26 protein-coding genes are annotated in these 26450 nt (G+C 40.1%); 13 read left to right on the top strand and 13 right to left on the bottom strand.

From position 1 onward, the window contains the following. Positions 1–384 precede the first annotated feature (384 nt). Positions 385–2241 (top strand): beta-N-acetylhexosaminidase, encoded by a 1857-nt coding sequence (locus AAH582_RS03205; protein WP_343321191.1) that lies wholly within the window; start codon positions 385–387, stop codon positions 2239–2241. Between the two features lie 177 nt (positions 2242–2418). Next, a complete protein-coding gene (locus AAH582_RS03200) occupies positions 2419–2895 on the top strand; it encodes a GAF domain-containing protein (protein ID WP_046672350.1) in 477 nt (158 codons plus the stop codon). A 132-nt stretch (positions 2896–3027) separates the two neighbouring features. Here the strand turns inward: AAH582_RS03200 and AAH582_RS03195 are convergent, their stop codons facing one another. From AAH582_RS03195 to AAH582_RS03135, 13 genes are all read right to left on the bottom strand, one after another. Beyond that, positions 3028–3630 carry a hypothetical protein gene (locus AAH582_RS03195; RefSeq protein ID WP_046672349.1) on the bottom strand — a complete coding sequence of 201 codons (603 nt, stop codon included), beginning with the start codon at positions 3628–3630 and terminating at the stop codon, positions 3028–3030. Between the two features lie 31 nt (positions 3631–3661). Beyond that, positions 3662–4882 carry an LVIVD repeat-containing protein gene (locus AAH582_RS03190; RefSeq protein WP_343321190.1) on the bottom strand — a complete coding sequence of 407 codons (1221 nt, stop codon included), beginning with the start codon at positions 4880–4882 and terminating at the stop codon, positions 3662–3664. A gap of 123 nt (positions 4883–5005) precedes the next feature. Continuing rightward, complete coding sequence (locus AAH582_RS03185; protein WP_343321189.1) at positions 5006–5908, bottom strand: WD40 repeat domain-containing protein; 903 nt, start codon at positions 5906–5908, stop codon at positions 5006–5008. A 258-nt stretch (positions 5909–6166) separates the two neighbouring features. Further along, the gene (hisIE, locus tag AAH582_RS03180) at positions 6167–6751 is read right to left on the bottom strand and encodes a bifunctional phosphoribosyl-AMP cyclohydrolase/phosphoribosyl-ATP diphosphatase HisIE (protein WP_046672346.1); all 585 of its coding nucleotides are present in this window, start codon (positions 6749–6751) and stop codon (positions 6167–6169) included. A gap of 123 nt (positions 6752–6874) precedes the next feature. Then, positions 6875–7627 (bottom strand): imidazole glycerol phosphate synthase subunit HisF, encoded by a 753-nt coding sequence (gene hisF, locus AAH582_RS03175; RefSeq protein WP_343321188.1) that lies wholly within the window; start codon positions 7625–7627, stop codon positions 6875–6877. A 1-nt stretch (position 7628) separates the two neighbouring features. Beyond that, on the bottom strand, positions 7629–8381 hold the full coding sequence (locus AAH582_RS03170; protein WP_046672344.1) for a HisA/HisF-related TIM barrel protein: 753 nt from the start codon (positions 8379–8381) through the stop codon (positions 7629–7631). 12 nt (positions 8382–8393) lie between these two features. Beyond that, on the bottom strand, positions 8394–8993 hold the full coding sequence (gene hisH / locus AAH582_RS03165) for an imidazole glycerol phosphate synthase subunit HisH (RefSeq protein ID WP_046672343.1): 600 nt from the start codon (positions 8991–8993) through the stop codon (positions 8394–8396). A 1-nt stretch (position 8994) separates the two neighbouring features. Further along, positions 8995–10134 (bottom strand): bifunctional histidinol-phosphatase/imidazoleglycerol-phosphate dehydratase HisB, encoded by a 1140-nt coding sequence (gene hisB / locus AAH582_RS03160; protein WP_046672342.1) that lies wholly within the window; start codon positions 10132–10134, stop codon positions 8995–8997. 4 nt (positions 10135–10138) lie between these two features. Next, positions 10139–11197: a histidinol-phosphate transaminase gene (hisC, locus tag AAH582_RS03155; RefSeq protein WP_046672341.1), complete on the bottom strand. Its 1059-nt coding sequence runs from the start codon at positions 11195–11197 to the stop codon at positions 10139–10141. A gap of 118 nt (positions 11198–11315) precedes the next feature. Beyond that, positions 11316–12227, bottom strand: a complete 912-nt coding sequence (locus AAH582_RS03150; RefSeq protein ID WP_046672340.1) for a ribonuclease Z — start codon at positions 12225–12227, stop codon at positions 11316–11318. A gap of 1 nt (position 12228) precedes the next feature. Then, complete coding sequence (locus AAH582_RS03145) at positions 12229–12609, bottom strand: STAS domain-containing protein (RefSeq protein ID WP_046672339.1); 381 nt, start codon at positions 12607–12609, stop codon at positions 12229–12231. Positions 12610–12642: 33 nt separating this feature from the next. Then, positions 12643–13593 carry a phosphoribosylaminoimidazolesuccinocarboxamide synthase gene (locus AAH582_RS03140; protein ID WP_046672361.1) on the bottom strand — a complete coding sequence of 317 codons (951 nt, stop codon included), beginning with the start codon at positions 13591–13593 and terminating at the stop codon, positions 12643–12645. Positions 13594–13793: 200 nt separating this feature from the next. Continuing rightward, positions 13794–14759, bottom strand: coding sequence for a PhoH family protein (locus AAH582_RS03135; protein ID WP_046672338.1), 966 nt, complete (start codon positions 14757–14759; stop codon positions 13794–13796). A gap of 351 nt (positions 14760–15110) precedes the next feature. Between AAH582_RS03135 and AAH582_RS03130 the strand changes: the two genes are divergently transcribed. From AAH582_RS03130 to AAH582_RS03080, 11 genes are all read left to right on the top strand, one after another. Next, complete coding sequence (locus AAH582_RS03130) at positions 15111–15899, top strand: SAM hydrolase/SAM-dependent halogenase family protein (protein WP_046672337.1); 789 nt, start codon at positions 15111–15113, stop codon at positions 15897–15899. Between the two features lie 157 nt (positions 15900–16056). Further along, positions 16057–16611: a hypothetical protein gene (locus AAH582_RS03125; RefSeq protein WP_343321187.1), complete on the top strand. Its 555-nt coding sequence runs from the start codon at positions 16057–16059 to the stop codon at positions 16609–16611. A 160-nt stretch (positions 16612–16771) separates the two neighbouring features. Beyond that, positions 16772–18607, top strand: coding sequence for an ABC transporter ATP-binding protein (locus AAH582_RS03120; RefSeq protein ID WP_046672336.1), 1836 nt, complete (start codon positions 16772–16774; stop codon positions 18605–18607). Between the two features lie 103 nt (positions 18608–18710). Continuing rightward, complete coding sequence (locus AAH582_RS03115; protein ID WP_046672335.1) at positions 18711–19109, top strand: hypothetical protein; 399 nt, start codon at positions 18711–18713, stop codon at positions 19107–19109. Positions 19110–19186: 77 nt separating this feature from the next. Continuing rightward, entirely contained in the window at positions 19187–19846 is a 660-nt protein-coding gene (locus AAH582_RS03110; protein WP_343321186.1) for a heme exporter protein CcmB, read from the top strand. A 37-nt stretch (positions 19847–19883) separates the two neighbouring features. Further along, the gene (ccsA, locus tag AAH582_RS03105) at positions 19884–20546 is read left to right on the top strand and encodes a cytochrome c biogenesis protein (RefSeq protein WP_046672333.1); all 663 of its coding nucleotides are present in this window, start codon (positions 19884–19886) and stop codon (positions 20544–20546) included. A 147-nt stretch (positions 20547–20693) separates the two neighbouring features. Further along, the gene (locus AAH582_RS03100; protein WP_046672332.1) at positions 20694–20903 is read left to right on the top strand and encodes a CcmD family protein; all 210 of its coding nucleotides are present in this window, start codon (positions 20694–20696) and stop codon (positions 20901–20903) included. Positions 20904–20923: 20 nt separating this feature from the next. Beyond that, positions 20924–21907 carry a DUF6427 family protein gene (locus AAH582_RS03095; RefSeq protein WP_046672331.1) on the top strand — a complete coding sequence of 328 codons (984 nt, stop codon included), beginning with the start codon at positions 20924–20926 and terminating at the stop codon, positions 21905–21907. Between the two features lie 175 nt (positions 21908–22082). Further along, positions 22083–23408 (top strand): hypothetical protein, encoded by a 1326-nt coding sequence (locus tag AAH582_RS03090; protein ID WP_343321185.1) that lies wholly within the window; start codon positions 22083–22085, stop codon positions 23406–23408. Positions 23409–23416: 8 nt separating this feature from the next. Then, a complete protein-coding gene (gene lptC / locus AAH582_RS03085) occupies positions 23417–24046 on the top strand; it encodes an LPS export ABC transporter periplasmic protein LptC (protein ID WP_046672329.1) in 630 nt (209 codons plus the stop codon). A gap of 294 nt (positions 24047–24340) precedes the next feature. After that, complete coding sequence (locus AAH582_RS03080; protein WP_343321184.1) at positions 24341–26446, top strand: SurA N-terminal domain-containing protein; 2106 nt, start codon at positions 24341–24343, stop codon at positions 26444–26446. Positions 26447–26450 lie beyond the last annotated feature (4 nt).

Here is a 26450-nt window from a genome sequence, read left to right as displayed (position 1 = left end):
TTGATTAAATATTATGCTTATTTTGAATTTGGTATCAACCAATTATAGCCATTTTCAAAATGGCGTTTGAGGGACTGTTTCCAGAAAAGCAGATTCCGTTGTGCCCGCTACTGAACAGCTGCTCCGTAGAACAGGGATAGATACAGTTAAAAGGCATAAATTTTTTCACCTAAATTTGGATACTATTCCCGAAATAAAATATCCCCTTTAACAGACTAAACAAACGATTGATCTACCCCAAACACGTTATTATCCAAACTACTTCTAAGTGCCCAAAAACACTTTCAACAGTGTTTTCACACCCTATTTGTTACATTTCCTCTTTGCTAAAACGTATTTATTCACCTATTTTTAGGACTTCTTATTTCAGTTATAATCTCACGCATGAAGAAATTATTTTCACTTGCGCTGGCCCTAAGTATAGGAGCAGCAGTATTTGCGCAAGAAAAGAAAGATGCTACCTTGAACATTGTGCCCTTACCGCAACAGGTTCAAATTAAAAATGGTACATTTAAAATCAACGCTAACACCAAGATCGCCTTTGATAGCGAAGAGGACAAAAAAGTTGCAACATTATTTCAGGAGTTCCTAAAAAGCAACTACAATCTCAATTTATCCCTAGTGAAATCAGCGAGCAGCAATAGCATCTATTTCTCCTCCAAAAACGCAAAATCCACTAATGCTGAGGCGTATGAACTTAACATTAGTTCAGACCGTGCGACAATTAACGGAAAAGCTGCTGGTCTATTTTACGGTATGCAATCGTTGATCCAGTTGCTACCTGTGGATAAAAAGGCGAGCATCGAAATTCAACAAGCTTCAATCCAGGATGAACCTCGCTTTGCTTACCGTGGATTACATCTCGATGTTGGCCGCCACTTCTTTCCCGTAGAGTTTGTAAAAAAATACATTGATATTCTGGCTTCTTACAAATTGAATACGTTTCATTGGCATTTGACAGACGACCAAGGCTGGCGTATCGAGATCAAATCACACCCAAAATTGACTCAGATTGGCGGTTACCGCAAGCAAACGCTGCTGGGTAACTACAAGACAGATGGCGATTATGACAACACGCCTTATGGTGGTTTCTATACCCAAGACCAAATCAAAGAAGTGGTTGCTTATGCAAAAGCTAAATATGTAACGGTTATCCCAGAAATCGAGATGCCAGGACATGCGTTAGCAGCACTTTCGGCTTATCCAGAATTGGGCTGTGGTGATAAGCCAGGACCTTACACGGCTGCGCAGACTTGGGGCGTGTTTGACGATGTTTTCTGTGCCGGAAAAGAAGAAACATTCAAGTTATTGGAAGATGTCATTGACGAAGTCATTCCCCTATTCCCGAGCGAATATATCCACATCGGTGGTGATGAATGTCCAAAAACAAAATGGAAAACATGTCCATTTTGTCAAAAAAGAATCAAAGATAACAACCTCAAAGATGAACACGAGTTACAGAGCTATTTTATCCAACGTATGGAAAAATATATCAATAGCAAAGGTAAACGTATCATTGGATGGGATGAGATCTTAGAGGGCGGTTTAGCGCCTAATGCGACTGTCATGAGCTGGAGAGGCGACCAAGGTGCGATTGATGCAGCCAATCAAGGTCACGATGTAATCATTACGGCAAACAGCTATGGTCTATACTTCGATCATAAACAAGGTCCTGATCAAAACAGAGAACCTTTAAGTATCGGCGGACTTTCCACATTGAGCAAAGTATATTCGTCGGACCCAATGCCTAGCAAAATTGCTGAAAACAACAAGAAACACGTTTTAGGTGTACAAGCAAATATTTGGACAGAGTATATTGGATCATCCAATAAAGTCGAATTTACAGTACTACCACGCGTTTTAGCACTTTCTGAAATTGCCTGGACACAGCCTGAGAAAAAGAACTGGAAAAATTTCTCAGAACAGCGTGCAGCAAATCAGCTGGCTAAACTTGACCAAACCAATACATTCTATCGTGTACCAGAAGTATATGGCATCACAGACAGCACCGTCTATGCTTCAGAATATACGATCCGTGGGCTGAAACCTTCTGTTGAAGGAGCCAAAATTTATTACACATTGGACAACTATGATCCTTCGGAATTAGATTTAGAATATACAGGTCCAGTGAAAATTACGGTTCCTAATGGTAAAGAACGTATTTTCAAAGCAGTTGTTGTAACGCCTTCCGGCAAAAGAAGCAACTATATTCGGGTGAACATTATCAACACAAAGAAATAATAACATTTGCCTGATGCGAAAGCGCTAATATTCTGTTAACTTTGAACAGCGTATTAGCGCTTTTTCATTTCATGCAGGTTGGGACTCAATATGTCGTGAAGCTTTCCGGACTGGCAAAACATCTTTGGCATTGTAGTCCTGGTAGCAAATGCATGATTATTTTTTACATAGATTTTTATGGCAGAGGATTTACAAATAGCTAAAGGTAGCAAAGAAGAACAATATCAAAATTTACTTCCTCAAATTGGAGGACTTTTGCAAGGCGAGCCTAATCAAATTGCCAATTTGGCTAACATCGCTGCTGCACTGAAAGAACAATTCAATTTTTTCTGGGTTGGTTTCTATCTTGTCGATGGAGACGAGCTCGTATTAGGCCCTTTTCAAGGACCCGTTGCATGCACGCGTATCAAGAAAGGTCGTGGAGTATGTGGGGGTGCTTGGGCACAGGAAAAAACATTGATTGTTCCTGATGTGGAGCAATTTCCGGGACACATTGCTTGTAGTTCGCTCTCGCGGTCCGAAATAGTGCTACCCGTTTTTAAACAGGGACAGATTATCGGTGTGCTGGACGTTGACAGCAGTGAATTAAATAGTTTTGATGAAGTCGATGAGAAATACCTTACGCAGGTATTACAGCTTTTAGACAGCGAATAGGTAAGCTCCACAAAAAAGAGTGAAATAGCGTTAGTATCGGTCTAAATTTGAAAAACGAACCGTATACTTACGCTATTTTTTTACATTTCAAGCTATCGACACCTGTTAATAAAAAAAACATCCGATAGATACCTAAAAACCAAATCCTACCTGTAAAGTAAAACGGTGCAGATCATATTTTTTATCCATTTGTGTTGTTCCATACCCTATGCTAGTGTCTGGCAAACTTGCTGAGGGTCGCGTATAAGTATCCTTTCGGCTATAGTGCTGATACCGATATCCTGTTGCCAAAGACCAATATTTCGCTGAATTCTTAAATTTAAAGCGCCAACCTAACTGTGGATTTACCAACAAGCCACCCTGATATTCATATTTTAAATTGCTCTCGACTAGATTTTTATTCAAGAAAGCAAAACTATAGCCTAAATCCAATCCTGCAAAAAAACTACGTTTTCTGTCAGGGAATTCCACATAATTTACTTTGGCTGAGAGTGGTAAAAACCATTTTGATCCTTCATTGTTTACAGGATACCTATCCACCCCTGTATTTAAACCCAGAGCGATATTTTCATGGAGCTGCACCCCATGGAATGTATGTAGGCCAAATCCAGATTCGAGAAAAGCAGGGCCATAAGTAATAACCGAAAATTCATTATGATTTGTATATTTTTTTGTTTGGGCATCAACAGTTAAATACCCGAGAAGAGCCAAAATGGCAATCGAAAGTCTTTTCATATCAGAATAATGAAGCTCTTGAAATAGTGTCTTAATTGGATCTAATAACAGGAATAATGCTCAATTCCTTCAATTTGGCCTTATTGCTATAATCATATTGATGTACACCTTTTTCTCCAACAATAATTAGCGATTTTGGTCCAGCGATAACATCCATACTCATCAGGTCTTTGTGAGTTTCTAAAAGCTTATTACCTATTTGACTAACATCACTGGCATCGAATGACTTCAACCCGAATTTTCCATCACAGATATACAGCGTGTGGTCCGATAGCGCCAGTCCGTAAGGATTCTCCAAAGTGAAGCTATGTTTCAGCATCGGTTTCGTCAGATCTTGGATATCGATAACTTCCAACAAATTTTGCTGCCCCCCACATACCACGCCTGCACGTAAGGTTACAAAGGCATATTTCTCATTGACAACGACAGGATCACAGGCACGAATATGTGCATAACGCGACAGCTCTACGGGAGCTGATGCCGTCGTGATATCATAAATCACCATGCCTGTATTGGAGCCGATAAACAGGTTGTTTTTAAAGGGAAAAATTGTTTCGATACCAGGCCCTATTTTGATATCCTTTACATAGGCAGGTTTACTCGCATTTTGCACGTCAAAAAGGTGCAACGTCGTTTGGTCCACGGCATATAGATGTTTATTGGCAATGGTAAATCGCGCCATGGATCCGCCCTGTCCCGAGCCCGAATTGGTCTCGTTATAGAGAGGTTCTTTTCGGTCATAAGGTGAATATTTATCTTTTTGGCTATAGCTTACCAGGCTATCTCGGTATCCCGTAATGATGCGATCGGCAGTATTATTCAGGTAATCCATTTGAAGCAACATCTTAAACACATCCTTATTTCGTGTCAATAATTTTGGAGATGCAGGATTTTCGAGATCGAAGGTCAACAAATCTGTAAAACTATCCGCATACAGCTTTCCATCTAGAACCGCAAGATCCACATTGCCGGGAATACTTAAGAATGCCATCGCCAGGGGTTTTGACGGATCAACATTATTAAAGATATGAACTCCTTTCCCTGGCTCATTTATAAACAAGTAATCTTGATAAATATAAATCTTTCCGGTTTGAACAATTGTCGTAGGGCTGCTTACGGGATTAGCTTTAGCCCGTATACTTTCCATTGTTTCGAATATGGGCACGCTAGCTAGATACATTCCTTTACTTTCGATTTTATCACAGCTCGAAAGCGCTATACAGCCTAATAGGATAAGCCAAATTCTTTTCATAAAATATAACTATAAGGTCAATTAAATTTATAATTACCATAGTTAACGATATAATTATGAATTCGCTACAAATGACTTTACTTTTTATGCCCCTAAGTTAGTCCGCACTTCCTGCCCGATCTTTTATACATGAAATTCCCAGACTTTCACTAGTTTGTCATCGCTGACGCTAAAGAAATATTGCCCATTTTCGGACCATGCTCCCGCATTTACAGATAAATGATGGCCATCTTGCATCTTCTCGCGACTCATATTTTTCAATAGTGCAAAATCGGCTGTGGACCAAAATTTCAACGATTTGTCGCGACTGACAGTAGCAAAAATTGGCGCCTCAGGATGGGGATATATTCCGTATACGGTAAAAAGGTGAGGTACAAAGGAAAAATTAGTTGTCAATTGATTGGGGTCTGAAATCACCAATTGCGCATCCCGTCCACCGCTTAACAATTTATGAGGAATAAATGCAAGAGACGTTGCGGGCATACTATGCAATTTTGAATCCGCAATAATATGAAAATCAGCACTGTCCAAGGTATAAACCTTACCATCTTTATCGCCCAATGCTATCCGTCCAAGTCCTTCATCAATTGCAATTGCGCGAATTGTTGTTGGGGATATACGCTTCTCATAAATGCTTTTATAAGTTGCCAGATTAATAACGTACAATGTTCCCTCTTCACCTACTGCCAGAAGCTCATTTTTCCAGGACATATAAGCCAATGCAAAAATAGCTTTGTTGCTCAGCTGTATACTTGCTACAAGCTTTTGCTCTTCGACATCTACAAAAAGCAGTTTACCCTCACGCAAGGCTATGGCCAGAATCGGCGTCCCCGGGATCAACCGTAAAGCGTAAACCGATGAACTTACCGCGCAGAGAATACGCTTAAATGCATTCTGTTCAATATCCCATTCGACAACGCCCTTATCGTTACCAGCCGTAAAAAATGTATGCGCATAATAGCCCTTCTCTACACAAAAAATAGGGTTTTGATGCCCTGATAACGTCGATTTTAATGTAATATCCATAGTAATTCGCTAAAACGCCTTCTCTATTCGGAGCACCTGTTTTAAGCCTATTTTTTTTATGTTATAGGACCGAATTCTCCGCTGACTGAGCTGTGATCCAGAAAGATCAATACAGCAATACATATTGCTAGCCTGTAGACACAAGAAGTGCAGTATATCCACAAATATACTGCACTTCTTAGATTATTTTGTCATCTTAGCTTAAAGCCTTCTTTCCGCTTCAGATTTTGTTCAACGCTGATGCCGTCGTCCAAATACCTATTGATGTCTGCTCTCGAGGTTTTTCGCAATTGTTTCCAAAGAAAATCCTTTCTCACGCAACAATACGATCAAATGAAACAATAAGTCTGAAGTTTCATTAATAAAATCAGTATCCGTTTCGGTCAATGCTGCAATGACTGTTTCTACGGCTTCCTCGCCAACCTTTTGCGCAATCTTATTGATACCGCGAGAACGCAGACGATTGACATAAGATTCGTCAGAAGGATGTTCATAGCGATGGTTGACGATACGCTCCAGCTCCAACAGAAAGTTTTGGTTGAAGTCTGTATTAAAACAACTTCTGCTCCCTGTATGACAGGTAGGTCCCATTGGTTCTGCTTTGATCAAAACAGTATCCTTATCGCAATCAACATGGATACTTTTTACATTCAAAAAGTTTCCACTTTCCTCTCCTTTTGTCCAGAGGCGATTTTTGCTTCGGGAGAAAAACGTAACGCGTTTCTCTGCTTGTGTCTTCTGCCAAGCTTCCTCGTTCATATAGCCTAACATCAACACTTCCAATGTTTGGAAGTCCTGCACAATCACTGGAACAAGGCCGTCACTTTTTGCAAAATCTAACATGATTTTAGTATTTCAATTTTTAATTATTTTCGAAGAGCCATGAGCCCAGTTTAATTTCTCAGGATTTCTTTCAGCAAGTTTATAACTTCCACCCCTTTGATTATCGATCTTTACTCCGCTATTCTATCTTACGACAATACCATTTTGGCGTAAGGTAGCTTTAAGATCGGGGATCAATATTTCACCATAATGGAAGACCGATGCCGCCAGGGCAGCATCCACGTTAGCCTGTTGAAAAACATCGACAAAATGCTGTTGATTACCGGCACCGCCAGAAGCAATCAGTGGAATATGAATCTGGTCGTTTATTGTTTTTAAAAAACCATTGTCAAAGCCATTTTTTGTTCCATCATGATCCATTGACGTCAACAGGATCTCTCCTGCTCCACGTTCCTGCGCTTCAAGGATCCAATCCGCTGTGTCCAATTCCGTCTTAATGCGTCCGCCGCTTAGATGAACAAAATTGTGACCTTCGATCGACCGGGTATCTACAGCAACCACAACAAATTGTGCACCAAAAGCTGCAGCCATTTGGTTGATAAGAGCAGGATTGCGTACTGCAGCGGAATTGATGGATATTTTGTCTGCACCTGCATTCAACAAGATATCAGCATCTCTGATTTCATTGATACCACCGCCGATTGTAAAGGGAATATTCACTTGACGTGCGACTGCTTTGACCAGATCAATTGTCGTTTTACGCCCCTCGTGCGTTGCTGTAATATCTAGGAAAACGAGTTCATCAGCCCCTTGTTGAGAATATTCATAGGCCAATTCAACAGGATCACCTGCATCGCGCAGATCCACAAAATTGACTCCTTTTACCGTCCGCCCATCTTTGACATCCAAACAGGGAATTATACGTTTTGCCAGCATTTTAAAATCTGATTAACGATTTTAAATTCCAATCTTTGATTTCATCGATCGAAATTCTATTTTCATAGATTGCTTTACCAACGACAACAGATTCTACACTACCCAATTCCTGAAGTTTCTGAATATCGTCCATTGAACTGATCCCGCCAGAAGCTATTAACTTGATAATCGGAGAATGGCTCAACAACTTTTGGTACAGTTCAACGCCTGCACCGCCCAATTTTCCATCTTTACTAATATCGGTACATAAGAACCTAAAGAATCCTAAAACCAAGCATTTATCAATATATTCGATCAATTTGATTGGCGAACTTTCCAACCAACCCGAGTATTTGATTACCTCATCCAAAACGTCGATTGCAATAACGATGTGGTCGGCATATTTTACTTTACCTTCGTTCAACGTAGCCAGCTCCTCCAAGAATGAAGGATTTGTGATTGCCTGTGTTCCGACAATAACGCGATAAATCCCGGCATCAACCAATTCCTTAACCTTTTCGATACTTCTTACACCACCGCCATACTGAATTTTCATATCTGTCTTTTGGATGATATCAAATAAATAGGCCTGATTGCTGAAGTCTCCTTTTGCACCATTTAAATCAATGATATGGACGAGTTCCGTACCATTTGCACGGTAGGTTTCGATTTGCTCTTCTAAACTAATCGCATACGTTGTAACGTCATTGTAGTTACCCTCTCTCAAGCGGACAACTTTTTTGTCCAAGACATCTATTGCTGGAATGATATACATAGTCGAATATTTTTAATCAATTTGAATAGTTGAAAAATTGAGCAGCAGCTGCTCTCCTGCTTTTCCAGATTTCTCTGGATGAAATTGTACGCCAAAGAAATTGTCTTTGGAAATTGCAGCCGAAAAAGGCTGTCCATAGACACATTTCGCCGCGGTATATGTCGCATCGAATTCGATAAAGTACGAGTGGACAAAATAAAAATAAGTCTGGTCTTCAATATGTGCAAATAAAGGACTGTTTGCTGGCACGGAAACACTATTCCAGCCCATATGTGGTACTTTACCCGACTTTTCGGCATCAAAATGTAAGGTCTTCAAAGGAAATAGCTTTAACATTTCGGCATTTCCTTCTTCTGAAAAAGCCGTCAGCAATTGCATACCAACACAAATACCCAACACAGGCTTTTTTAGCTTTTTGATATAGGGCACCAATCCCGATTCCTGTAGTTTGTCCATCGCTGCGCCAGCATGCCCCACTCCAGGAATGATGATACGATCGTATTGATCGATCTCATCGGCGGTATTGACCATACCATAGGTAAGCCCAACGCGATCCAGTGCCGCTGTCAACGAGAAAATATTCCCCGCACCATAATTAATAATTCCTATCATCTTACAATACTCCTTTTGTACTTGGCAATTGCATATGGTCGGCATCACGTCTTACCGCTTTCTTGATAGATTTAGCAAAAGCCTTGAAGATCGCTTCGATCTTATGGTGCTCGTTGTCACCTTCTGCTTTAATGTTTAAATTCGATCGTGAAGCATCTGAAAAAGATTTAAAGAAGTGGAAAAACATTTCCGTAGGCATATCGCCGATCTTCTCCCGTTTAAATGCCGCATCCCACACAATCCAGTTGCGACCACCAAAATCCAATGCAACCTGAGCCAAACAATCATCCATCGGCAACGTATAGGAGTAGCGCTCAATTCCACGTTTATCCCCTAAAACCTTCAAAAAGATCTCGCCCAGCGCAATACCGGTATCTTCGATGGTATGATGCTCGTCGATATGAAGATCCCCTTTCGCCTTAATGGTCAGATCAAGTGCTCCATGTCTAGCCAATTGATCCAGCATATGGTCGAAAAACGGCAATCCCGTTTCAATGTCAGACTTACCCGAACCATCCAGATTCAATTGGATAAAAATATCCGTTTCATTTGTTTTCCGATGATGTTCGGCAGTGCGCGTACCCAATTTAAGGAATTCGTATACCGTCTTCCAATCCGTTGTCTCTAAAGCTATAACAGTCGAATCTATCGCAAGGTTTTCCAAAGCACCTAATTGATCGTTAGCACGCAGCCAAATTGCCTTTGCGCCGAGGTTTTGCGCCAATTTAACATCGTTCACACGATCGCCGATGACGAAAGATTGGCTCAAATCGTATTTCGACGCATCAAAATAGGCCCCAAGCATACCAACTCCCGGTTTTCGGGTTTCCGCATTCTCGTGTGGAAAGGTTTTATCAATATGTTCCTCGGCAAACACTACGCCTTCTCCTGCAAACGTATCAATCACAAAATGATGGACTGGCCAGAAATTCTCTTCCGGATGGGAAGACGTTCCTAAACCATCTTGGTTGGAAACCAAGATCAATTCGAAATCCAGCTCTTTTGCGATACGTGGTAGATACTGCAAAGCACCAGGATAGAATTTTAATTTGGCAAAAGAATCGATTTGTTCATCTTCTGGTTCCAAAATCAATGTTCCGTCGCGGTCTATAAACAGTACACGTTTTAAGTTATCAGGCATAGTATTATTTATTGATTTGATTAAGTTTTTCTAACAATGTTTTATTTTCAGCCGGTGTACCGACTGTGATCCGTAGACAACCTTCACACAGTTCGACTTTAGATCGATCCCTAACGATGATTCCATATTGGACGAGGTAATCGTAAACCTCCCGAGGTTGATCCATCTTGACCAAAATAAAATTGGCATCAGAAGGTGTGATATGCTGCACATAATCCAGCTCAAGCAATTCACGCACAAGTTTTTCGCGCTCTGCCACCGTTTCCTTGATCCAGTCATTGACTTGATCAACCTGATCTAAGGCTTCCAATACAATATCTTGTGTCGCCTGATTAATGTTATAGGGTGGTTTTATTTTATTGTAAACAGCGATAATCTCTTTACTGGCAAAAGCCATACCCAAGCGTAGGGCCGCAAGCCCCCAGGCTTTGGATAAGGTCTGCAATACCACTAGATTGGGGTATTCAGCCAGTTCTTGCGTAAATGATTTGACAGCAGAAAAATTAATATAGGCCTCATCCACTACCACAAGCCCCTGAAAATTATTCAGGATTGTTTCAATATCCTGACGACGGATTGAGTTTCCGGTTGGATTATTCGGAGAACAGATAAAAATCAGTTTAGTATGTGCGTCTATTGCATTGGCAATACCATCCAAATCCAGCTGGTAATCAGCAGTAAGGTTTACCTTTTTGAAAGCAACATCATTGATGTTCGCAGAAACTTCATACATCCCGTAGGTTGGCGGAACTAATATGACATTGTCAACACCAGGGGTACAAAATGCACGGTATAAAATATCAATAGCTTCATCACTTCCATTTCCCAAAAAGATATTCTCTGATGGTACACCTTTTATTTTAGAAAGTTTTGCTTTAACTTGATGTTGGAGAGGGTCTGGATATCGGTTGTAATCATGGTTTAAGGGGGATCCAAAAGGATTTTCATTGGCATCAATCAATATGGATGCCTCCCCTTTAAATTCATCTCTTGCGGATGAATAAGGTACGAGCTTCTTAATATTTTCCCGTAGTAGGTTGTTTAAGTTGAATGGATTATCCATTATAAAAAAATTAGAGCCGTAAACTTAGATAAATTGTTCATCATATGCAATATAATAAGCAATTATTCATAGGTGTTAACTCGTTTATCGTTGGGATATCAGAGAAAATTCAAAAAAATTAAACGGAAAACCACCGACCTTCCACAGAGAGTTCCGTATTTGGGAATACGGTTCTCGCTTCTTCCAATAGGGGATTTAAATCTCTGTACCGCGCTGAATAATGACCCAATAGCAACTTCTTTGCATGAGTTTCCTGGGCGATCTCTCCAGCCTCCAGCGCTGTGGTGTGAAATGTCTCTTTTGCGCGGTCGACCATATCGTGCAAGAATGTGGACTCATGATACATCAGATTAGCCTTTTGCACATAAGGCAGGTATTCCGGCGTCCGTACGGTATCCGAACAATACACATAACTGCGCGATAAGGGAGCAGGAAGGCTCAGGTCATCTGCAGTATATACTTTACCACTTTCATCGACGTAATCAAATCCTTTTTTGATCATCGGAAAATAAGCGGTGGGTATATTCAGTTCCTGTACGACATCGCCAAGCAATGTTCGTGCACGGGGCCCCTCATCAAAACGAAAGCCTGTACAGGCAATACGATGCTTTAATGGAAAAGTGCTTACTTTTAATGTTCTGTTTTCAAAAATGACACCCGGCTGTTCGGGTGAAATCGGATGAAAAACAAGATTATAGCGTAAAATAGTCTCGGAATGCAAAAATTGCACGTCTAAAATTTCCTTTAACGCAGGTGGCCCATACAAATGGAGATCACTTTTTCGGCCGACAAGGTGCATCGATGAAAGCAGCCCCACCAAACCCAAATAATGATCCCCATGCAGATGGCTAATAAATATATGTCCTAAACGATTGCTTTTGATGCCGTATCGGCTAAGTTGCATTTGTGTACCTTCTCCACAGTCGATCAAAAACAATTGCTCATTAAAGTTCAACACTTGGCTAGTCGGATGACGATCAAACATCGGTGTGGCCGAGCTATTTCCTAATATCAGAACTTCAAACTTCATATTAATCCTCGATTGCCCCCCGATACTCAGATTCCAATTCGTGTGCAAAGATTAAATCTTCCGCCACCTTTAAAGATGGTGCTATTTTCAGCGATTTATCCAAATGCGACACACGAACCATATCCATTAACGTTGGACAAAGATTAACCAAAATAAATATGCCACCAACAGACTGACATAAACGATGGGCAAGCACGCCTAATCGAATACCAACCTCGTCCGTTTGCTTAACGTGGATCATATCCAAAACGATATTCCGTTGTCCAATCGTATTCCGCAACAAAAACTCCCCTTTGAGTTTAGCGGCATTATCCGCGTCAATCACATCGACATGAGGTTCTATGACAATATAGCGATCGTGCTTATCAATGGTATACTTCATTAGTCTATCTCCTTTGTTTGAGGATACAATGTACTAATAATTTAGCGTTTTCAAGGCCTTTGCCACATTTCTTTCCACACGTTCCAGTACATTTTCCTGATCCGGATACACAAACTTCTCTCCGACGATATGCTCGTATAGCTCAATATAACGTTCAGAAATGGAAGTGACAATCTCATCCGTCATCTCCGGGACAACCTGACCGTCTTTCCCTTGGAAGCCGTTTTCAATTAACCATTTGCGAACAAACTCCTTCGACAATTGCTTTTGTGCCTCACCTTTTTCCTGACGTTCCGCATAACCTTCCGCATAAAAATAACGGGAAGAATCTGGTGTGTGGATCTCGTCGATCAGCACAATTTTCCCATCTTTTTTTCCAAACTCATATTTTGTATCCACCAAAATAAGCCCTCTTTGTGCGGCAATTTCGGTCCCCCTTTGGAACAACGCTTTGGTGTATTGCTCCAATTGAACATAGTCTTCTTCGCTTACGATGCCTTTTTTCAAGATATCGGCACGTGAAATATCCTCATCATGTCCAACAGCAGCCTTTGTTGTCGGTGTAATAATTGGCTCAGGCAATTTGTCATTTTCTTTCAGTCCTTCTGGCAATGCCTCACCACATACTTCCCGTTTACCCGCAGCATATTCGCGCCAAGCGTGTCCTGACAAGTAGCCCCGAATAACCATTTCAACTTTAAACGGCTCGCATAGCTGACCGATAGTTACACTTGGATCCGGAACAGACACGACCCAATTTGGAATAATATCAGCCGTAGCTTTTAAAAATTTGGCTGCAATTTGATTCAACACCTGTCCTTTATAAGGAATAGGACGCGGAAGTACCACATCAAATGCCGAAATACGGTCTGAGGCAACCATCGCCAAATACGTATCGGCAATCGTATACACGTCACGTACTTTTCCCCGGTAAAAAGCAGTCTGGTTTTCGAAATTGAAATTTGTTTCTTTTATAGCATTCATGTTCAACGTAAAATTCAAATATAAGTAATTGTTCATTTATGACTGCGTTCAATGGCATTCATAAATGCAGCGCATTTATTTAAGAGCTCGCTGTACTCGATTTGCCTTTTAATAAGGCTAATTGAACTATATCAGTCGGCACCTTTCGTACCCATGCCAAACTGAGATATCCCAAATCATACGTTTGCAGCATAGACCGATTAAATATCGCCATACGCTTCGAGGATGCGGCGAACCAGTTTATGGCGAACCACATCTCCACCGCTGAGGTGGATAATGTCTATTCCTTCGATATTCTCCAATAGGCGAATTGAAGTAGACAATCCAGATTGATTTTTTTTCGGTAAATCTACCTGTGTCATATCACCTGTAACGATAAATTTTGCCGTTGGCCCCATACGTGTCAAAAACATCTTCAGCTGCATATCCGTTGCATTCTGAGCTTCGTCCAGAATCACAAAGCAGTTGTCCAATGTTCGTCCACGCATAAACGCTAGAGGTGCAACTTCAATAGTCCGATTTTCCAGGTAACCTTTTAGCTTTTCTGCTGGAATCATATCGTCCAATGCATCATAGAGCGGTCTCAAATAGGGGTCTACCTTCTCCTTTAAATCGCCCGGTAAAAAACCGAGGTTTTCACCCGCCTCGACAGCTGGTCTTGTTAGAATAATCCTTTTGATTTCTTTATTTCGAAGTGCCCTGACAGCTAATGCAACCGCCGTATAGGTCTTTCCTGTACCCGCCGGTCCGATAGCAAATAAGATATCATTTTTCGAAATACTATCCACCATCTTCCGTTGGTTGGCCGTACGTGCGCGTACAATAAGGCCATTAGGCCCATACACGATCGGTTCGGATCCAAAGGCTGCATGTTTGGCCGCAAGTTCTTTTTCCTGCTGAACAGCAGAACCTGCACTTGCGCCAAGGAGATTTTCAAAATCCAATAAAGTAATGTTGTTAAATTTCTCCAGATGAGCCATGACTTCCTTAAACGATTGCTCAAACAGATCCAATTCCTTCGCGTCTCCCAACACCTTCATTTCACTCCCGCGAGCTACAATCCGCAGTTTTGGGAATTGCTTCTTCAAATAATCGAAGTGCTCATTGTCTGCTCCCCATAATATGGGCAAATTCAGACCATCTAATGCAATTAGTAATTCGTTCAAATTTTATCCTATTTAGAATTAATTAGATTGTAGCCATTACACAATATCGTTTCTGTATAATACTATTCAAAATTAACGTATTCTAACGAAACAACCAAGAAGATACAGTGTACAAACGACGATGATTTAGAAGCTTATGGAGACCGTCCACAAAGGGACACAAAGATTTCGTTATACATAAAATCTTCGCTATGTTTGTGTATATCAATCGAAAAAAGACAGATTCAAAATAAGTTATCCAATTAGCTTTATAAATCATCTGATAAATAGTAATTTTGTCCACTATTTAGATAAATTTAAGGGTATATTTAAGGGAATTCGACAGCAATTCAATCTAGGATTTAGATTATAATGGCAGTAATTACATTAACAACAGACTTAGGACACAAAGATTTTTATCAAGCCGCGTTAAAGGGTAGTCTTTTATCGCAATTGTCCGGTGCCAATATTGTTGATATTACCCACGAAATTCCAGCATTCAATATCCCTCGGGCGGCCTTTGTATTAGGCAACGCTTATCATTATTTCCCTAAAGGAACCGTACATATTATCGGCATTAACACCCTGTTTCATGAAGAGTCGAAATATATCGGTATGAAATACAACGATCATTATTTCGTCGGAGCCGACAACGGTATTTTCAGCTTATTGTTGAATGGCAACGAACCACAGGAACTCTATGAGCTCAACTTAATGCAAGACCTTCGGTATCTACACTTTCCGCTCGCAGATATTCTTTCTAAATCCGCCTGTCATATTGCTAAGGGGGGCAAACTGAAAGAAATCGGTACTTCAATGCAACAGCTCATCGAAAAAGTAACTTTGCAGCCCATCTTTGATAAAGACATGATCCGAGGCAACGTCATTTATGTTGATGCTTTTGGTAATGCCATCACCAATATTTCCAAAGATCTTTTCAATAAAGTTCAAAAAGGACGTCATTTCGTCCTTTATTTCAAACGCAATGAAACCATTACCAATCTTTCCTGGCATTACAATGAAGTGGGAGAAGGAGAGAAACTTTGTTTATTTGGCATTTCTAACTACCTTGAAATCGCCATCAATAAAGGTAATGCCAGCCAGCTACTCGGACTTCATGATGACGATTCTAATGTTATTCGTATAGAATTTAAAGATTAATTTCATAAATTCATTTGTCGTGCTTTCGCTCCATTTTTTTATCCTTGGTCAAACTGACCACAAGGCTAAAATTGCAGGTGTAGCTCCGTGGCAAAATAAAATTTTACCATCAACGTTAGTTTAACTATAGATTTGATTAAATAGATCGTCCAATTACATGATGAAATTTTTAAAATTCCTACTTCCAATCGCCGTTCTATTTTGCTTCTTTGAACAGGCCAAGTCGCAAAACAACCCTGACTCCAGCTCTTTTGAGGTCCAACGAAGTCGTGTAAATGACCTACTCGATGCCCGTCAACAGAAATTCGGCGCCTATGACACGAGCCTCACTCAAAAAACAGGGCTTTTTGGCCTTTTCAAATCAAAAGGTGACATGCAAAAGAGCATTGATATCCTTAAAGATATTGTTATCACCGACAACAATATTTTCTTAGAGACTCAAAAACTATTGAAAATCAAAGATTTTGAGAAGGACAAATTCCAACAATTGGCAACAGATTACGACAAGCAGGTATCAGCCTATATAGGCACCATAAGTAAGCTCCAAAAAGAGAACGAGAAATTGCGGGCACAGATTGACAAAACATCCGGCAACGGAGGTATAAGCCATATACTACTCTATATCGCCTTACTTGTTATCGCCGTATTAGGATATTTGCTCTATAAATTTAACGCGCAACAAACAGCTTCGAAGCGACAAAATTTAGGATAAAGCAGCACAACACAAGCATTTGCACAACGACACGCCACTTAAAACAGCCGTTTAAATCAGAAAAAGTACGATTCAGCTCAAAAAATTGACTAAAGTATGATAGCAAAATATTTTTAATCTCTTTACATTTGTCCTCGCAACAAAATTTGAAGTAGCGGATATGGCAAGAGGATTCAACAGCGGTAATAAACAAGAAGAAGATCTACCAAAACCAAAATTGAATAAAGAGCTCCTATTAAGAGCATCTAAATTGATGACCTATTTAAAACCTTATCGGTTTAAATTTGGGGTCGGCATGTTTTTCTTGGTATTATCCAGTTTGGCCATGCTCGCCTTTCCGGCTTTGCTCGGTGCGATGATTGATGCTGCGCAAGGCAAGCAAACTTACCCATGGCTTGCACCACATGTTTATTATATCGGTGGAATTGCCTTTATTATTCTGTCTTTTCTATCGGTCGTCTCTTTTTTTCGTATCCGAATTTTTGTTGAGATTGCTGAACGTACGTTATCCACATTACGCAAGGACACTTATCTTAAGCTGATTTCTTTGCCAATTGAATTTTTCGCCAATCGTCGTGTAGGGGAATTAAACAGCCGCTTGTCTGCAGACCTTTCACAAATTCAGGATACGTTAACAACAACATTGGCTGAAATCCTAAGACAGTTGATTAGTCTTTGTTTCGGTGTGTTCCTTTTGGTTTGGGTATCGCCCAAACTTGCCCTCATGAACCTTTGTATTTTACCGATTATCGTTGTGGCGGCCATTATTTTCGGAAAATTCATCCGCGAATTGTCTCGACAAGCTCAGGATAAAATGGCCGAGTCAAACAGTATTGTCCAAGAGACCCTACTGGGAATAAGCAACGTAAAGGCCTTTGTGAATGAGTACTTCGAGTTTAATCGCTACAGCAATCAGATGGATTCAGTGGTAAAATTAGCGGTCAAAGGGGCTACTTTCCGTGGTGCTTTTGCCTCTTTTATTATTTTCTGTATTTTCGGTGCGGTGATTGCTGTCATCTGGTACGGCGCAGCATTGGTTTCTATCCATGAAATGACTGTAGGCGACCTGACTACCTATATCTTGTATTCGATGTTTGTTGCAGGCTCCATGGGCAGTTTCCCCGAACTCTATGCCAATATCCAACGCTCTTTGGGCGCCAGTGAACGGATCTTGGAAATTTTAGATGAGCCCCAAGAACACCTCAATGTAAAACCAACTTGCAAGGAAGTGCACAAGACCATGACCGGAAAACTGAGCTTCAACCATGTTTCCTTTGCCTATCCAAGCCGCCCTGATATTGAAATTCTGAAAGACATCAACTTTACAGCCAATGCTGGCGATAAAATAGCCATCGTTGGACCGAGTGGAACCGGAAAATCAACAATAGCTTCATTGATTCTACAATTCTACACAGCCAATAAAGGGGAAGTATATTACGATGACAAACCGGCATCCGATTTTGAACTTTGCGATATCCGCAACCAGGTCGCTATCGTGCCGCAAGATGTTTTGCTGTTTGGCGGAACAATACGTGAAAATATAGCCTATGGTAAGCTCGATGCCACGGAAGATGAAATAATAGCGGCTGCAAAACGTGCCAACGCACATCAATTTATATTAAATTTCCCCGAAAGCTATGACACCTTAGTTGGTGAACGTGGCGTTAAACTCTCTGGTGGTCAGCGCCAACGGATTGCCATTGCGCGTGCACTATTAAAAGATCCCGCAATCCTTATCTTGGACGAAGCCACTTCTTCCCTAGACTCAGAATCAGAAAGACAAGTGCAGGAGGCGTTGGAAGAATTAATGCGTGGACGCACCTCGATCATTATTGCACACCGACTATCGACCATTATTGATGCCGATAAAATTATCGTTGTCGAAAATGGAATCGTGTCTGAGAGCGGCACGCACGTTGAACTGCTCCAAAAAGAAAGCGGTCTTTATCAGCACCTCTATAATCTGCAATCAAAGCAGCAGAAAATTGATATGTAAAATTTTGTTAATTATTGATTCTTTTTAAACAAATTCACCCTGGGATTGTTCATTTGGTATCATACTTGATTATCATTTGAATATATAACAAAATAGAAGAATTATGAAAAATAGCAAAAATGGATTAGTGGCATTTGCTTTGGTAGGATTAGCTGCGGGAGCTGCTGCATGGTATCTTTTAGGAACTGATGATGGGAAAAAACAATTAGATCGTGCAAATGACGGCATTAAAAGCTTAACTAAGTCATTGAAAGATCTTTCAAAAAAAGAAGCTAAAAAGGCACAAAAGCTAGCGAACAGAGCTTCGGCTGAATTAGACCATTTGAAATCAAAAGCACAAGCAGCTTTCAGCAAAGCATCGGATGATGCAGATGCACTGAAAAACAAAGCAAAAGAAGCCGGCAGAGAAGCTTTGGACCACGCCAACAATGCCGCTCAAAATTTGGCAAGCAAAATCGACAATACAACTGATGCTGCAAAATCCAAAATTTCTAACGCATAAGTAAAAAAACAGCTTTTTTAAGAATTGATGGTTTTGGTCACTCCCGTGGTCAAAATACATTTGTATCTTTGCTGCATATGACTTTGCTGCAACAGGTAAAAACTTTAATTCTTAAAGACATCATTCTGGAATGGCGTTCAAAATATGCTATTAACGGAATTCTACTATATGTCGTATCAACTGTTTTCGTTTGCTATCAAGCGTTCAAATCAGTTGATACGGCTACATGGAATGCATTATTTTGGATCATTATGCTCTTCGCTTCGATCAATGCAATCAACAAAAGCTTCGTCCAAGAAAACCCAAACCGGCAACTTTACTACTATTCACTGGTTGATCCCAGAGCGATCATTTTAGCGAAAGTCATTTACAATATGATGATGATGACCCTGCTGGCGATCATTGCGTATTTTGTCTATTCGACGATATTCAGAAACCCTGTCGGTGATCCAACACTTTACTTCATTTCGGTCATCTTAGGCAGCATCAGTTTTGCCACCGTCTTTACCATGATCTCCGGGATCAGCTCCAAAGCGGGCAACAACAGCACCTTAATGGCCATCTTGAGTTTCCCCGCCATTATCCCACTGTTAATCGTATTAATCAAGCTATCCCGCAATGCAATAGAAGGCCTGGAAAGGGCTTCCAGCAGCAAAGAAATAATCGTATTACTTGCAATTAATATAATCACCATCACTATTTCTTTATTGTTATTTCCGTACCTTTGGCGAGATTAAGTGTCAGAATTGAGAACAAACTAAATTCAATTTATCCATGAGAAAAAAATGGTGGAAAATATTAGCGGTAATGATTATCTGTGCGGTCATTATCAATGGTCTTTTGGGACCTGTTCCCCGCCTATTCATCCTTCACGAAAGCATACGCAACGTTTATTTTCATGTCCCAATGTGGTCGGCTATGTTCGTTATGTACCTGGTTTCTGTTATTTATAGTATCAAATACCTCAATACGGGCAAACAGGAGTATGATTTAATGGCCATTGAAGCTGTTAATACCGGAATAACATTTTGTTTTCTTGGACTTGCAACAGGTATGCTTTGGGCAAACATCACCTGGGGAGAGCCTTGGCCAAACGACCCGAAGCTTAATGGTTCTGCCATAGCAACACTGATGTATCTAGCCTATTTGGTGCTCCGCAATGCATTGGAAGAAGAGCAAAAAAGAGCCAAAATATCAGCTGTGTACAATATCTTTGCATTTCCAATTATCATCGTGCTACTTTATATTCTACCAAAGATGACAGACTCTCTTCACCCTGGAAGTGGTGGAAACGCCGCTTTTGGCGATTTAAAAATGAGCAGCGAACTTCGTCCTACATTTTATGCAGCGATGATTGGCTGGCCAATGATTGCAGCATGGATCTGTTCACTTCGCTATAGAGTACGTTTGCTCGAAAAGAAAGATTTGAACGCATAAAATTGAACGGCTAATACCGCACTTTATTTCTAAAATAAAGAAATCCGGTAGAACCCAATCAGTAAAAAACAGAATATTACATAAATCAAATAGCGTGTATCGAATCATACATAACAATGAAAAGGACACGAATAATATTTTAAACAAATGAAAAAAATAACATTGTCAATCGCCTTACTACTCTTATCAACTTTGAGCACATTTGCACAGGATGATGTCGAGATGGCGACTGGATTACGTAGCGAAGGTAAGATCTACGTTGTTGTATTGGTCATGTTGGTCATTTTTCTGGGTTTGGCTTTCTTCCTTTTCTTGCTCGATCGTCGTATCAGCAAATTGGAAAAAAAGAATAAATAGCATTTTATTGATCGTATACAATGATTATAAGTCAGTTTAGAAATTATTCACCCATCAATATTTTATTTCTATCCATCGTGGGTTTTGTTTTATGCTTAGGCATATTTCTTCACCTTCCGGACAAACTTGATTCTGTAATCTTTGAACCTGCCTTGGGGAATCTTTTGGGAGAAAACAACTTAATCAACCTCTCTCCTTCGACCAATGTTTTTATCACACTGATCTTGACGATTTCTCAGGCAACGATACTCAATCGCATCACAAGCCATTTTAACCTGCTGGGTAAGCCCAGTTTCTTGGTTGCGTTGATGTACATGACACTGGCCAGCCTATTTTTACCATTTTTGGTACTGTCTCCAACGCTCATCTGTAATTTTATTTCGATATGGATGTTAAGCAAGTTGCTCTCCCTCTATCGGCAGACAGATGTCAAAGCCGAAATGTTTGACCTCGGTATGATTGTAGGTATAGGAAGTCTGATCTACTTCCCTTTTCTGAGTATGTTCTTCTTATTATGGATAGGCCTACTCATTTTTAGGCCATTTAATTGGCGCGAGTGGATCACCCCTTTACTTGGTCTAGCAACAGTCTATTTTATCTTAGCGGTTATCTATCTTTGGATGGGTAAAATGGAGCAATTTTATACCATTTGGCTACCGTTTACCTACAAATTCCCTACTGCTATTCGCATTCAGTTAGTCGATTATTTGGTACTCGTCCCGGTCATCTTTACGTTAATACTCTTCCTTTTGGTATTAAAAGACAATTTTTTCAAAAGTGTCGTGCATATTCGCAAGTCATTTCAACTGTTGTTTTTTATGTTATGCCTTGCGATAGTCTCTTTTTACTGGAACAAAAAACTAACGGAGGCCCATTTTTTACTTTGTGCCCCGTCAATCGCTATTTATATGGCTTATTATTTCACTTATGCCAAAAAGAAATGGTTTTTTGAAGTTGTATACGCCATCATAACACTGACCATAATCTACTTTCAGTTTTTCTAAACCTTTGTGCAATAAGCGTTTAACCTTTTTTAACAAAATCGGCTTAACAAGCTCGCAAAAATTGAATAGTTTTGTATGCGATTAAAAGCAAAGAACATTTAATATAAGAGTCAGATAACTCGAAAATTTCACTAAAACTAAGTAAACATTAGTTTCTCAATTTTATAGATTGACCATGCAGAAACGCTTTACAAGCTCTCTAAGAAATAAATCACTCCAACTGTTGTTAGCAGGTGGAATTTTAGCTAGTTCTACTACCGCATTTGCACAAAAAACGACATCCGCATCACCTTATTCTCAATTTGGACTTGGTCAGATGCGTGAAGATTTATTGCCACAATATAGAGGGATGGGAGGTGTCAATACCGCTGTCCGGAGAATCAATGGCGTGTATAATACCAACCCAAGCAACCCTGCATCTTATTCTGCTACACAGTTTACGACCTTTGACGCAGGATTATATGGGAATTACACGCAGTTAAATTCGACGACAAGATCCGATAATACCGCTGATTTTGCCTTTAGCCACATCACCATGACTTTCCCAATGAAACGATTTGGTGGTATCAGTTTGGGTATCCTTCCTTACTCCGATATCGGCTATCGGACATCTTCAACGGGAACGGTCAATTCTGACCCTTATACCAAAGTTTTTACGGGCGAAGGTGGTTTAACTAAAGCCTATGCAGGTTGGGGGGTACGCATTGTAAAAGGTCTGAGTATTGGTGCCAATATGTCTTATTTATTTGGAACATTAAATGACTATAGCCGTGTAGAGTTTTTGCCTTCATCCGGAGCATTAAATACACAACAACAAAATAAGCGCGAAATCCAAGGGATTATCTTTGATTACGGTTTGCAATACGAACAACCTTTAAATAGAGAATACTCGTTGATCGTTGGTTATTCGGGATCACTCAATAATGACATCAAAGAAAGAGCAACAATTTTTAACACACGGGTTACGCCTTCAACGGATCCAGACAACCAAAATATCCCTTTAGATAGTACCTATGTTTCTGACCGTAGCAGCAGGCATCTGACGCTTCCGTTGCGACATAATGTAGGGATTACCCTTGCACGTAACAACCGATGGTTAATCGGGGCCGATTTTAAATATGCCGATTGGTCAAGATTTCAGACAAGAGCGGGTGAAAACGAACTACGGAAGAATTATGGCGTAGCGATTGGTGGTCAGATTACACCAGATGTTACTTCGCTTAAATATCTGAACCAAGTAGACTATCGAGTTGGTTTCAGGTATAATAAAACACAATATTTCTTAAGCGACCAGAATATCAACGATATGGCGGTTACTGTAGGTATTGGATTGCCCTTGGCAAGAAATCAATTTTCAGGAGCCTTCTCTAAAATAAACTTCTCTGCAGAATTTGGCCAAATGGGCAAAATCAGCAATAGCCTCCTACGTGAACGCTATATTAACTTTAATATCGGCTTTACCCTAAATGACCGCTGGTTTAGAAAACCGCCTTTAGATTAATTAATACGATGGTACGCAAGACATTTGCTTCATCCATATTCCAAAATATATCGCCCCTAGTAATCTTATTTTTACTAGGGGCGCTCTCATTGACCTCTTGCGAACCGGATCTAAAAGAGGTAGACCGCATTGCCAATATGAAAAAGGAAGAGGCGGTCGACATTTCACGTCACGTCGATATTATTTATAGCGATTCCACACGGGTAAAAGCAAATCTCACAGCCCCTGAAATGCGTATCAAACACGATAGTACCGAAGTATATGAATTTCCAAAAAGCATTAAAATCATCTTTTACGACGACAATTTAAAGGAAACTCAGCGAATCACTTCCGACCATGCTATTCGGCGGGAAAAAGAAAAGACTACCGTCTTTACTAAAAATGTGGTGGTTACCATGGCTGACGGGTCCGTTATCAAAACAGAAGAAATCATCTACGACGAAAGTAAGGCCGATAGCAACAGCAACATGACCTTTTATAATCATGTTCCCATTACCGCATTCTTTCGAGATAATCGGGGTAACTTACAAGGTTCATCATTTACTTCAGACAAAGATTTTAAACATGTCAATATAGCCAATGCAACTGGGTATACGGTCATCACCAACAACAATCTCTTCCCTTCGCTAAGTAAATAGCTATTCGCTGGCCATAAATTCAGATTTCGGTTTGGTTTAAAAGCAGGCATGGATCCGAGACGATAGCTCCAGGCAGTTTATTTATACGATTAAGTTATTCAAAACGAATCATTTGAACTAAAAGAGCACAAAAAAATCCACTTTATACAAATAGTTTTCAAATTTGTTTTGTTACATTCAGGAAAATATTCCGTTTTTTTTTATAAAAATTGTATCTTGCACCGCATTTTGCTATGCTATGCATAAATTAACGAAATACAAGTATTTACACAATATAAACACAATAAGCAGACTATGGGATTAATGGGCTTTTTGCGTAACAAAGCTGGTGTCATCTTGACCGCAGCTATGGCTATCGCAATTTTAGCATTTTTACTAGGCGATGTCGTTCGAGGGGGAGCTCCTTTTTGGGCGAGACATCAAAATCGTGTAGGGGAAGTCAACGGAACTGAAATTGAATATCCTGAGTTCAGTAAGCAAGTTGAACAGACAGAGGAAATGTTCAAACAACAAATGGGCGGTGCGGTGACCCCTCAAATGCGAACCTATGCTGTTCAACAAGTATGGAATCAATTTTTGTCAAGAGAAATCTTGAAAAAGGAAATTGAAAAAATCGGTTTGACTGTCGGTAAAGACGAATTAAATGATTTAGTGCAAGGCAACAACCCTTCACCTCAAATCGTTCAAGCATTCACCAACCCACAAACAGGGCAATTTGACCCGAGTCAACTACGTGCTTTTATTAGCCAAATGAACACATCAGGTAACCAACAAGTGGCTCAGCAATGGGAAGCACTACTTGAAGGCGTTAGAGATGAGCGTTTAAGCAGTAAATATGGCGAATTGCTTTCGAATAGTGTGTATGTTACTTCTTTGGAAGCAAATGAAGAGTACCAAGAGCGTAATAAATTGGCAAACTTCAAATACATTCTTTTAGATTACGCTTCTGTTAAAGATGCTGATGCTAAATTGACTGATGCAGATTACCAAGAATATTATAATGAACATAAAAGTATGTTCAAAACACAAGAGGAAACACGTGCGATTCAATACGTAATGGTCGATGCAAAACCTCTTGCTAAAGATTCATTGGCCGTAAAAGAGACGATCAATAAATTGAAACAAGATTTAATCGTTGCCAAAGATGACTCTTTGTTTGCTTCGATCAATTCAGACAACAAGTTTCCATTTACTTATGTAAAAAAAGGACAGTTGAGTCCTTCTTTAGATTCAGTTGTATTCAATGTTGCAGCTGGAACGACAGTTGGACCTTTCTTAAACAACAATGCGTATGAAATCGCAAAAGTTGTTTCGACGATCGTAAGCCCTGACTCTGTGAAAGCATCCCACATTCTATTGGATCCTGCTGCCGAAGGCGGTGTTGATAAAGCCCTCGCAAAAGCTGACTCGATCAAAAGTTTGATTCAAAAAGGAGACAATTTTGCAGCGCTTGCAGTTCAGTTTAGCAAGGATCCAGAAAGCAAAACCAACGGTGGTGAACTGGGTACTTTTACCAGAGGCCGTATGGTTCCTGAATTTGAGAAAGCTGTTTTCGAAGGAAAAACAGGTGATATCAAAGTTGTTAAATCTCAGTTTGGCGTCCATATCATCAAAATTGAGAAACAAACAGGTAGTTCAAAATATGCTAAAGTTGCCATTATTGACAAAGTGATCAACAGTGGAAAAGAAACGTTGAACAATGCACATAGCAAAGCAACAGCATTCTTATCTGCAGCTACAGCACAGAACTTTGCTCAAGAAGCGAAAAAACTTGGTTTGGAAGCAAAAACAGCGTCACGCGTAACAGCCATGGATAATGTATTAGATGGTGCCGAAGCTCCGCGTGATTTAATTAAATGGGCTTTCGAAGCTAAAAAAGGCGATATTTCAGATAAAGTATTCGAGACTGAAACTTCTTATATCTTAGCAAACTTGGTCGACATACAGCCTAAAGGAACTCTTTCCTTGGACGCTGTTAAGAAAGATATCGAACCTGCCGTAAGAAATATGGTTAAAGCTAAAATCTTGAAAGATAAATTTGACAAGGCTTTAGCAGGTACATCTTCTATTGATCAAGTTGCACAAAAAGTTGGTAAAGCAGCTATTCACGTTGAAAATGTTGTTTTCGCAAATCCAGTTATCCCTGGTGTTGCATTAGAAAACAAAGTGGTTGGTACTGTTTTCGGACTACAACCAAACAAACCTTCCAAAGCTATTGAAGGGAATACAGGTGTATATGTTGTACAAGTAAATGGTTTTACCAATCCTGCTGCTATTTCGGATATCAACGGACAAAAGAAACAAATGCTTGCAGCGAAAGCACAACGCGCTTGGGGATCTATTTTCCGCGCATTACAAGACAAAGCTGAAATCATTGACAATAGAGTGAAATTCTTTTAAAAGA

The organism is Sphingobacterium multivorum (assembly GCF_039511225.1).
Taxonomy (GTDB): domain Bacteria; phylum Bacteroidota; class Bacteroidia; order Sphingobacteriales; family Sphingobacteriaceae; genus Sphingobacterium.
This window is presented reverse-complemented; position numbering and strand designations above follow the sequence as displayed.

Excerpts from the sequence above, each read along its gene's own strand:
- hisB (WP_046672342.1), bottom strand. The coding sequence starts at position 10,134 with ATGCCTGATAACTTAAAACGTGTACTGTTTATAGACCGCGACGGAACA.
- AAH582_RS03205 (WP_343321191.1), top strand. The coding sequence starts at position 385 with ATGAAGAAATTATTTTCACTTGCGCTGGCCCTAAGTATAGGAGCAGCA.
- ccsA (WP_046672333.1), top strand. The coding sequence starts at position 19,884 with ATGAGAAAAAAATGGTGGAAAATATTAGCGGTAATGATTATCTGTGCG.
- AAH582_RS03145 (WP_046672339.1), bottom strand. The coding sequence starts at position 12,609 with ATGAAGTATACCATTGATAAGCACGATCGCTATATTGTCATAGAACCT.
- hisH (WP_046672343.1), bottom strand. The coding sequence starts at position 8,993 with ATGATAGGAATTATTAATTATGGTGCGGGGAATATTTTCTCGTTGACA.
- lptC (WP_046672329.1), top strand. The coding sequence starts at position 23,417 with ATGGTACGCAAGACATTTGCTTCATCCATATTCCAAAATATATCGCCC.
- AAH582_RS03185 (WP_343321189.1), bottom strand. The coding sequence starts at position 5,908 with ATGGATATTACATTAAAATCGACGTTATCAGGGCATCAAAACCCTATT.
- AAH582_RS03090 (WP_343321185.1), top strand. The coding sequence starts at position 22,083 with ATGCAGAAACGCTTTACAAGCTCTCTAAGAAATAAATCACTCCAACTG.
- AAH582_RS03095 (WP_046672331.1), top strand. The coding sequence starts at position 20,924 with ATGATTATAAGTCAGTTTAGAAATTATTCACCCATCAATATTTTATTT.
- hisF (WP_343321188.1), bottom strand. The coding sequence starts at position 7,627 with ATGCTGGCAAAACGTATAATTCCCTGTTTGGATGTCAAAGATGGGCGG.
- AAH582_RS03130 (WP_046672337.1), top strand. The coding sequence starts at position 15,111 with ATGGCAGTAATTACATTAACAACAGACTTAGGACACAAAGATTTTTAT.
- AAH582_RS03110 (WP_343321186.1), top strand. The coding sequence starts at position 19,187 with ATGACTTTGCTGCAACAGGTAAAAACTTTAATTCTTAAAGACATCATT.
- AAH582_RS03150 (WP_046672340.1), bottom strand. The coding sequence starts at position 12,227 with ATGAAGTTTGAAGTTCTGATATTAGGAAATAGCTCGGCCACACCGATG.
- hisIE (WP_046672346.1), bottom strand. The coding sequence starts at position 6,751 with ATGTTAGATTTTGCAAAAAGTGACGGCCTTGTTCCAGTGATTGTGCAG.
- AAH582_RS03120 (WP_046672336.1), top strand. The coding sequence starts at position 16,772 with ATGGCAAGAGGATTCAACAGCGGTAATAAACAAGAAGAAGATCTACCA.
- hisC (WP_046672341.1), bottom strand. The coding sequence starts at position 11,197 with ATGGATAATCCATTCAACTTAAACAACCTACTACGGGAAAATATTAAG.
- AAH582_RS03125 (WP_343321187.1), top strand. The coding sequence starts at position 16,057 with ATGATGAAATTTTTAAAATTCCTACTTCCAATCGCCGTTCTATTTTGC.
- AAH582_RS03195 (WP_046672349.1), bottom strand. The coding sequence starts at position 3,630 with ATGAAAAGACTTTCGATTGCCATTTTGGCTCTTCTCGGGTATTTAACT.
- AAH582_RS03170 (WP_046672344.1), bottom strand. The coding sequence starts at position 8,381 with ATGTATATCATTCCAGCAATAGATGTCTTGGACAAAAAAGTTGTCCGC.
- AAH582_RS03200 (WP_046672350.1), top strand. The coding sequence starts at position 2,419 with ATGGCAGAGGATTTACAAATAGCTAAAGGTAGCAAAGAAGAACAATAT.
- AAH582_RS03190 (WP_343321190.1), bottom strand. The coding sequence starts at position 4,882 with ATGAAAAGAATTTGGCTTATCCTATTAGGCTGTATAGCGCTTTCGAGC.
- AAH582_RS03115 (WP_046672335.1), top strand. The coding sequence starts at position 18,711 with ATGAAAAATAGCAAAAATGGATTAGTGGCATTTGCTTTGGTAGGATTA.
- AAH582_RS03100 (WP_046672332.1), top strand. The coding sequence starts at position 20,694 with ATGAAAAAAATAACATTGTCAATCGCCTTACTACTCTTATCAACTTTG.
- AAH582_RS03140 (WP_046672361.1), bottom strand. The coding sequence starts at position 13,593 with ATGAATGCTATAAAAGAAACAAATTTCAATTTCGAAAACCAGACTGCT.
- AAH582_RS03080 (WP_343321184.1), top strand. The coding sequence starts at position 24,341 with ATGGGATTAATGGGCTTTTTGCGTAACAAAGCTGGTGTCATCTTGACC.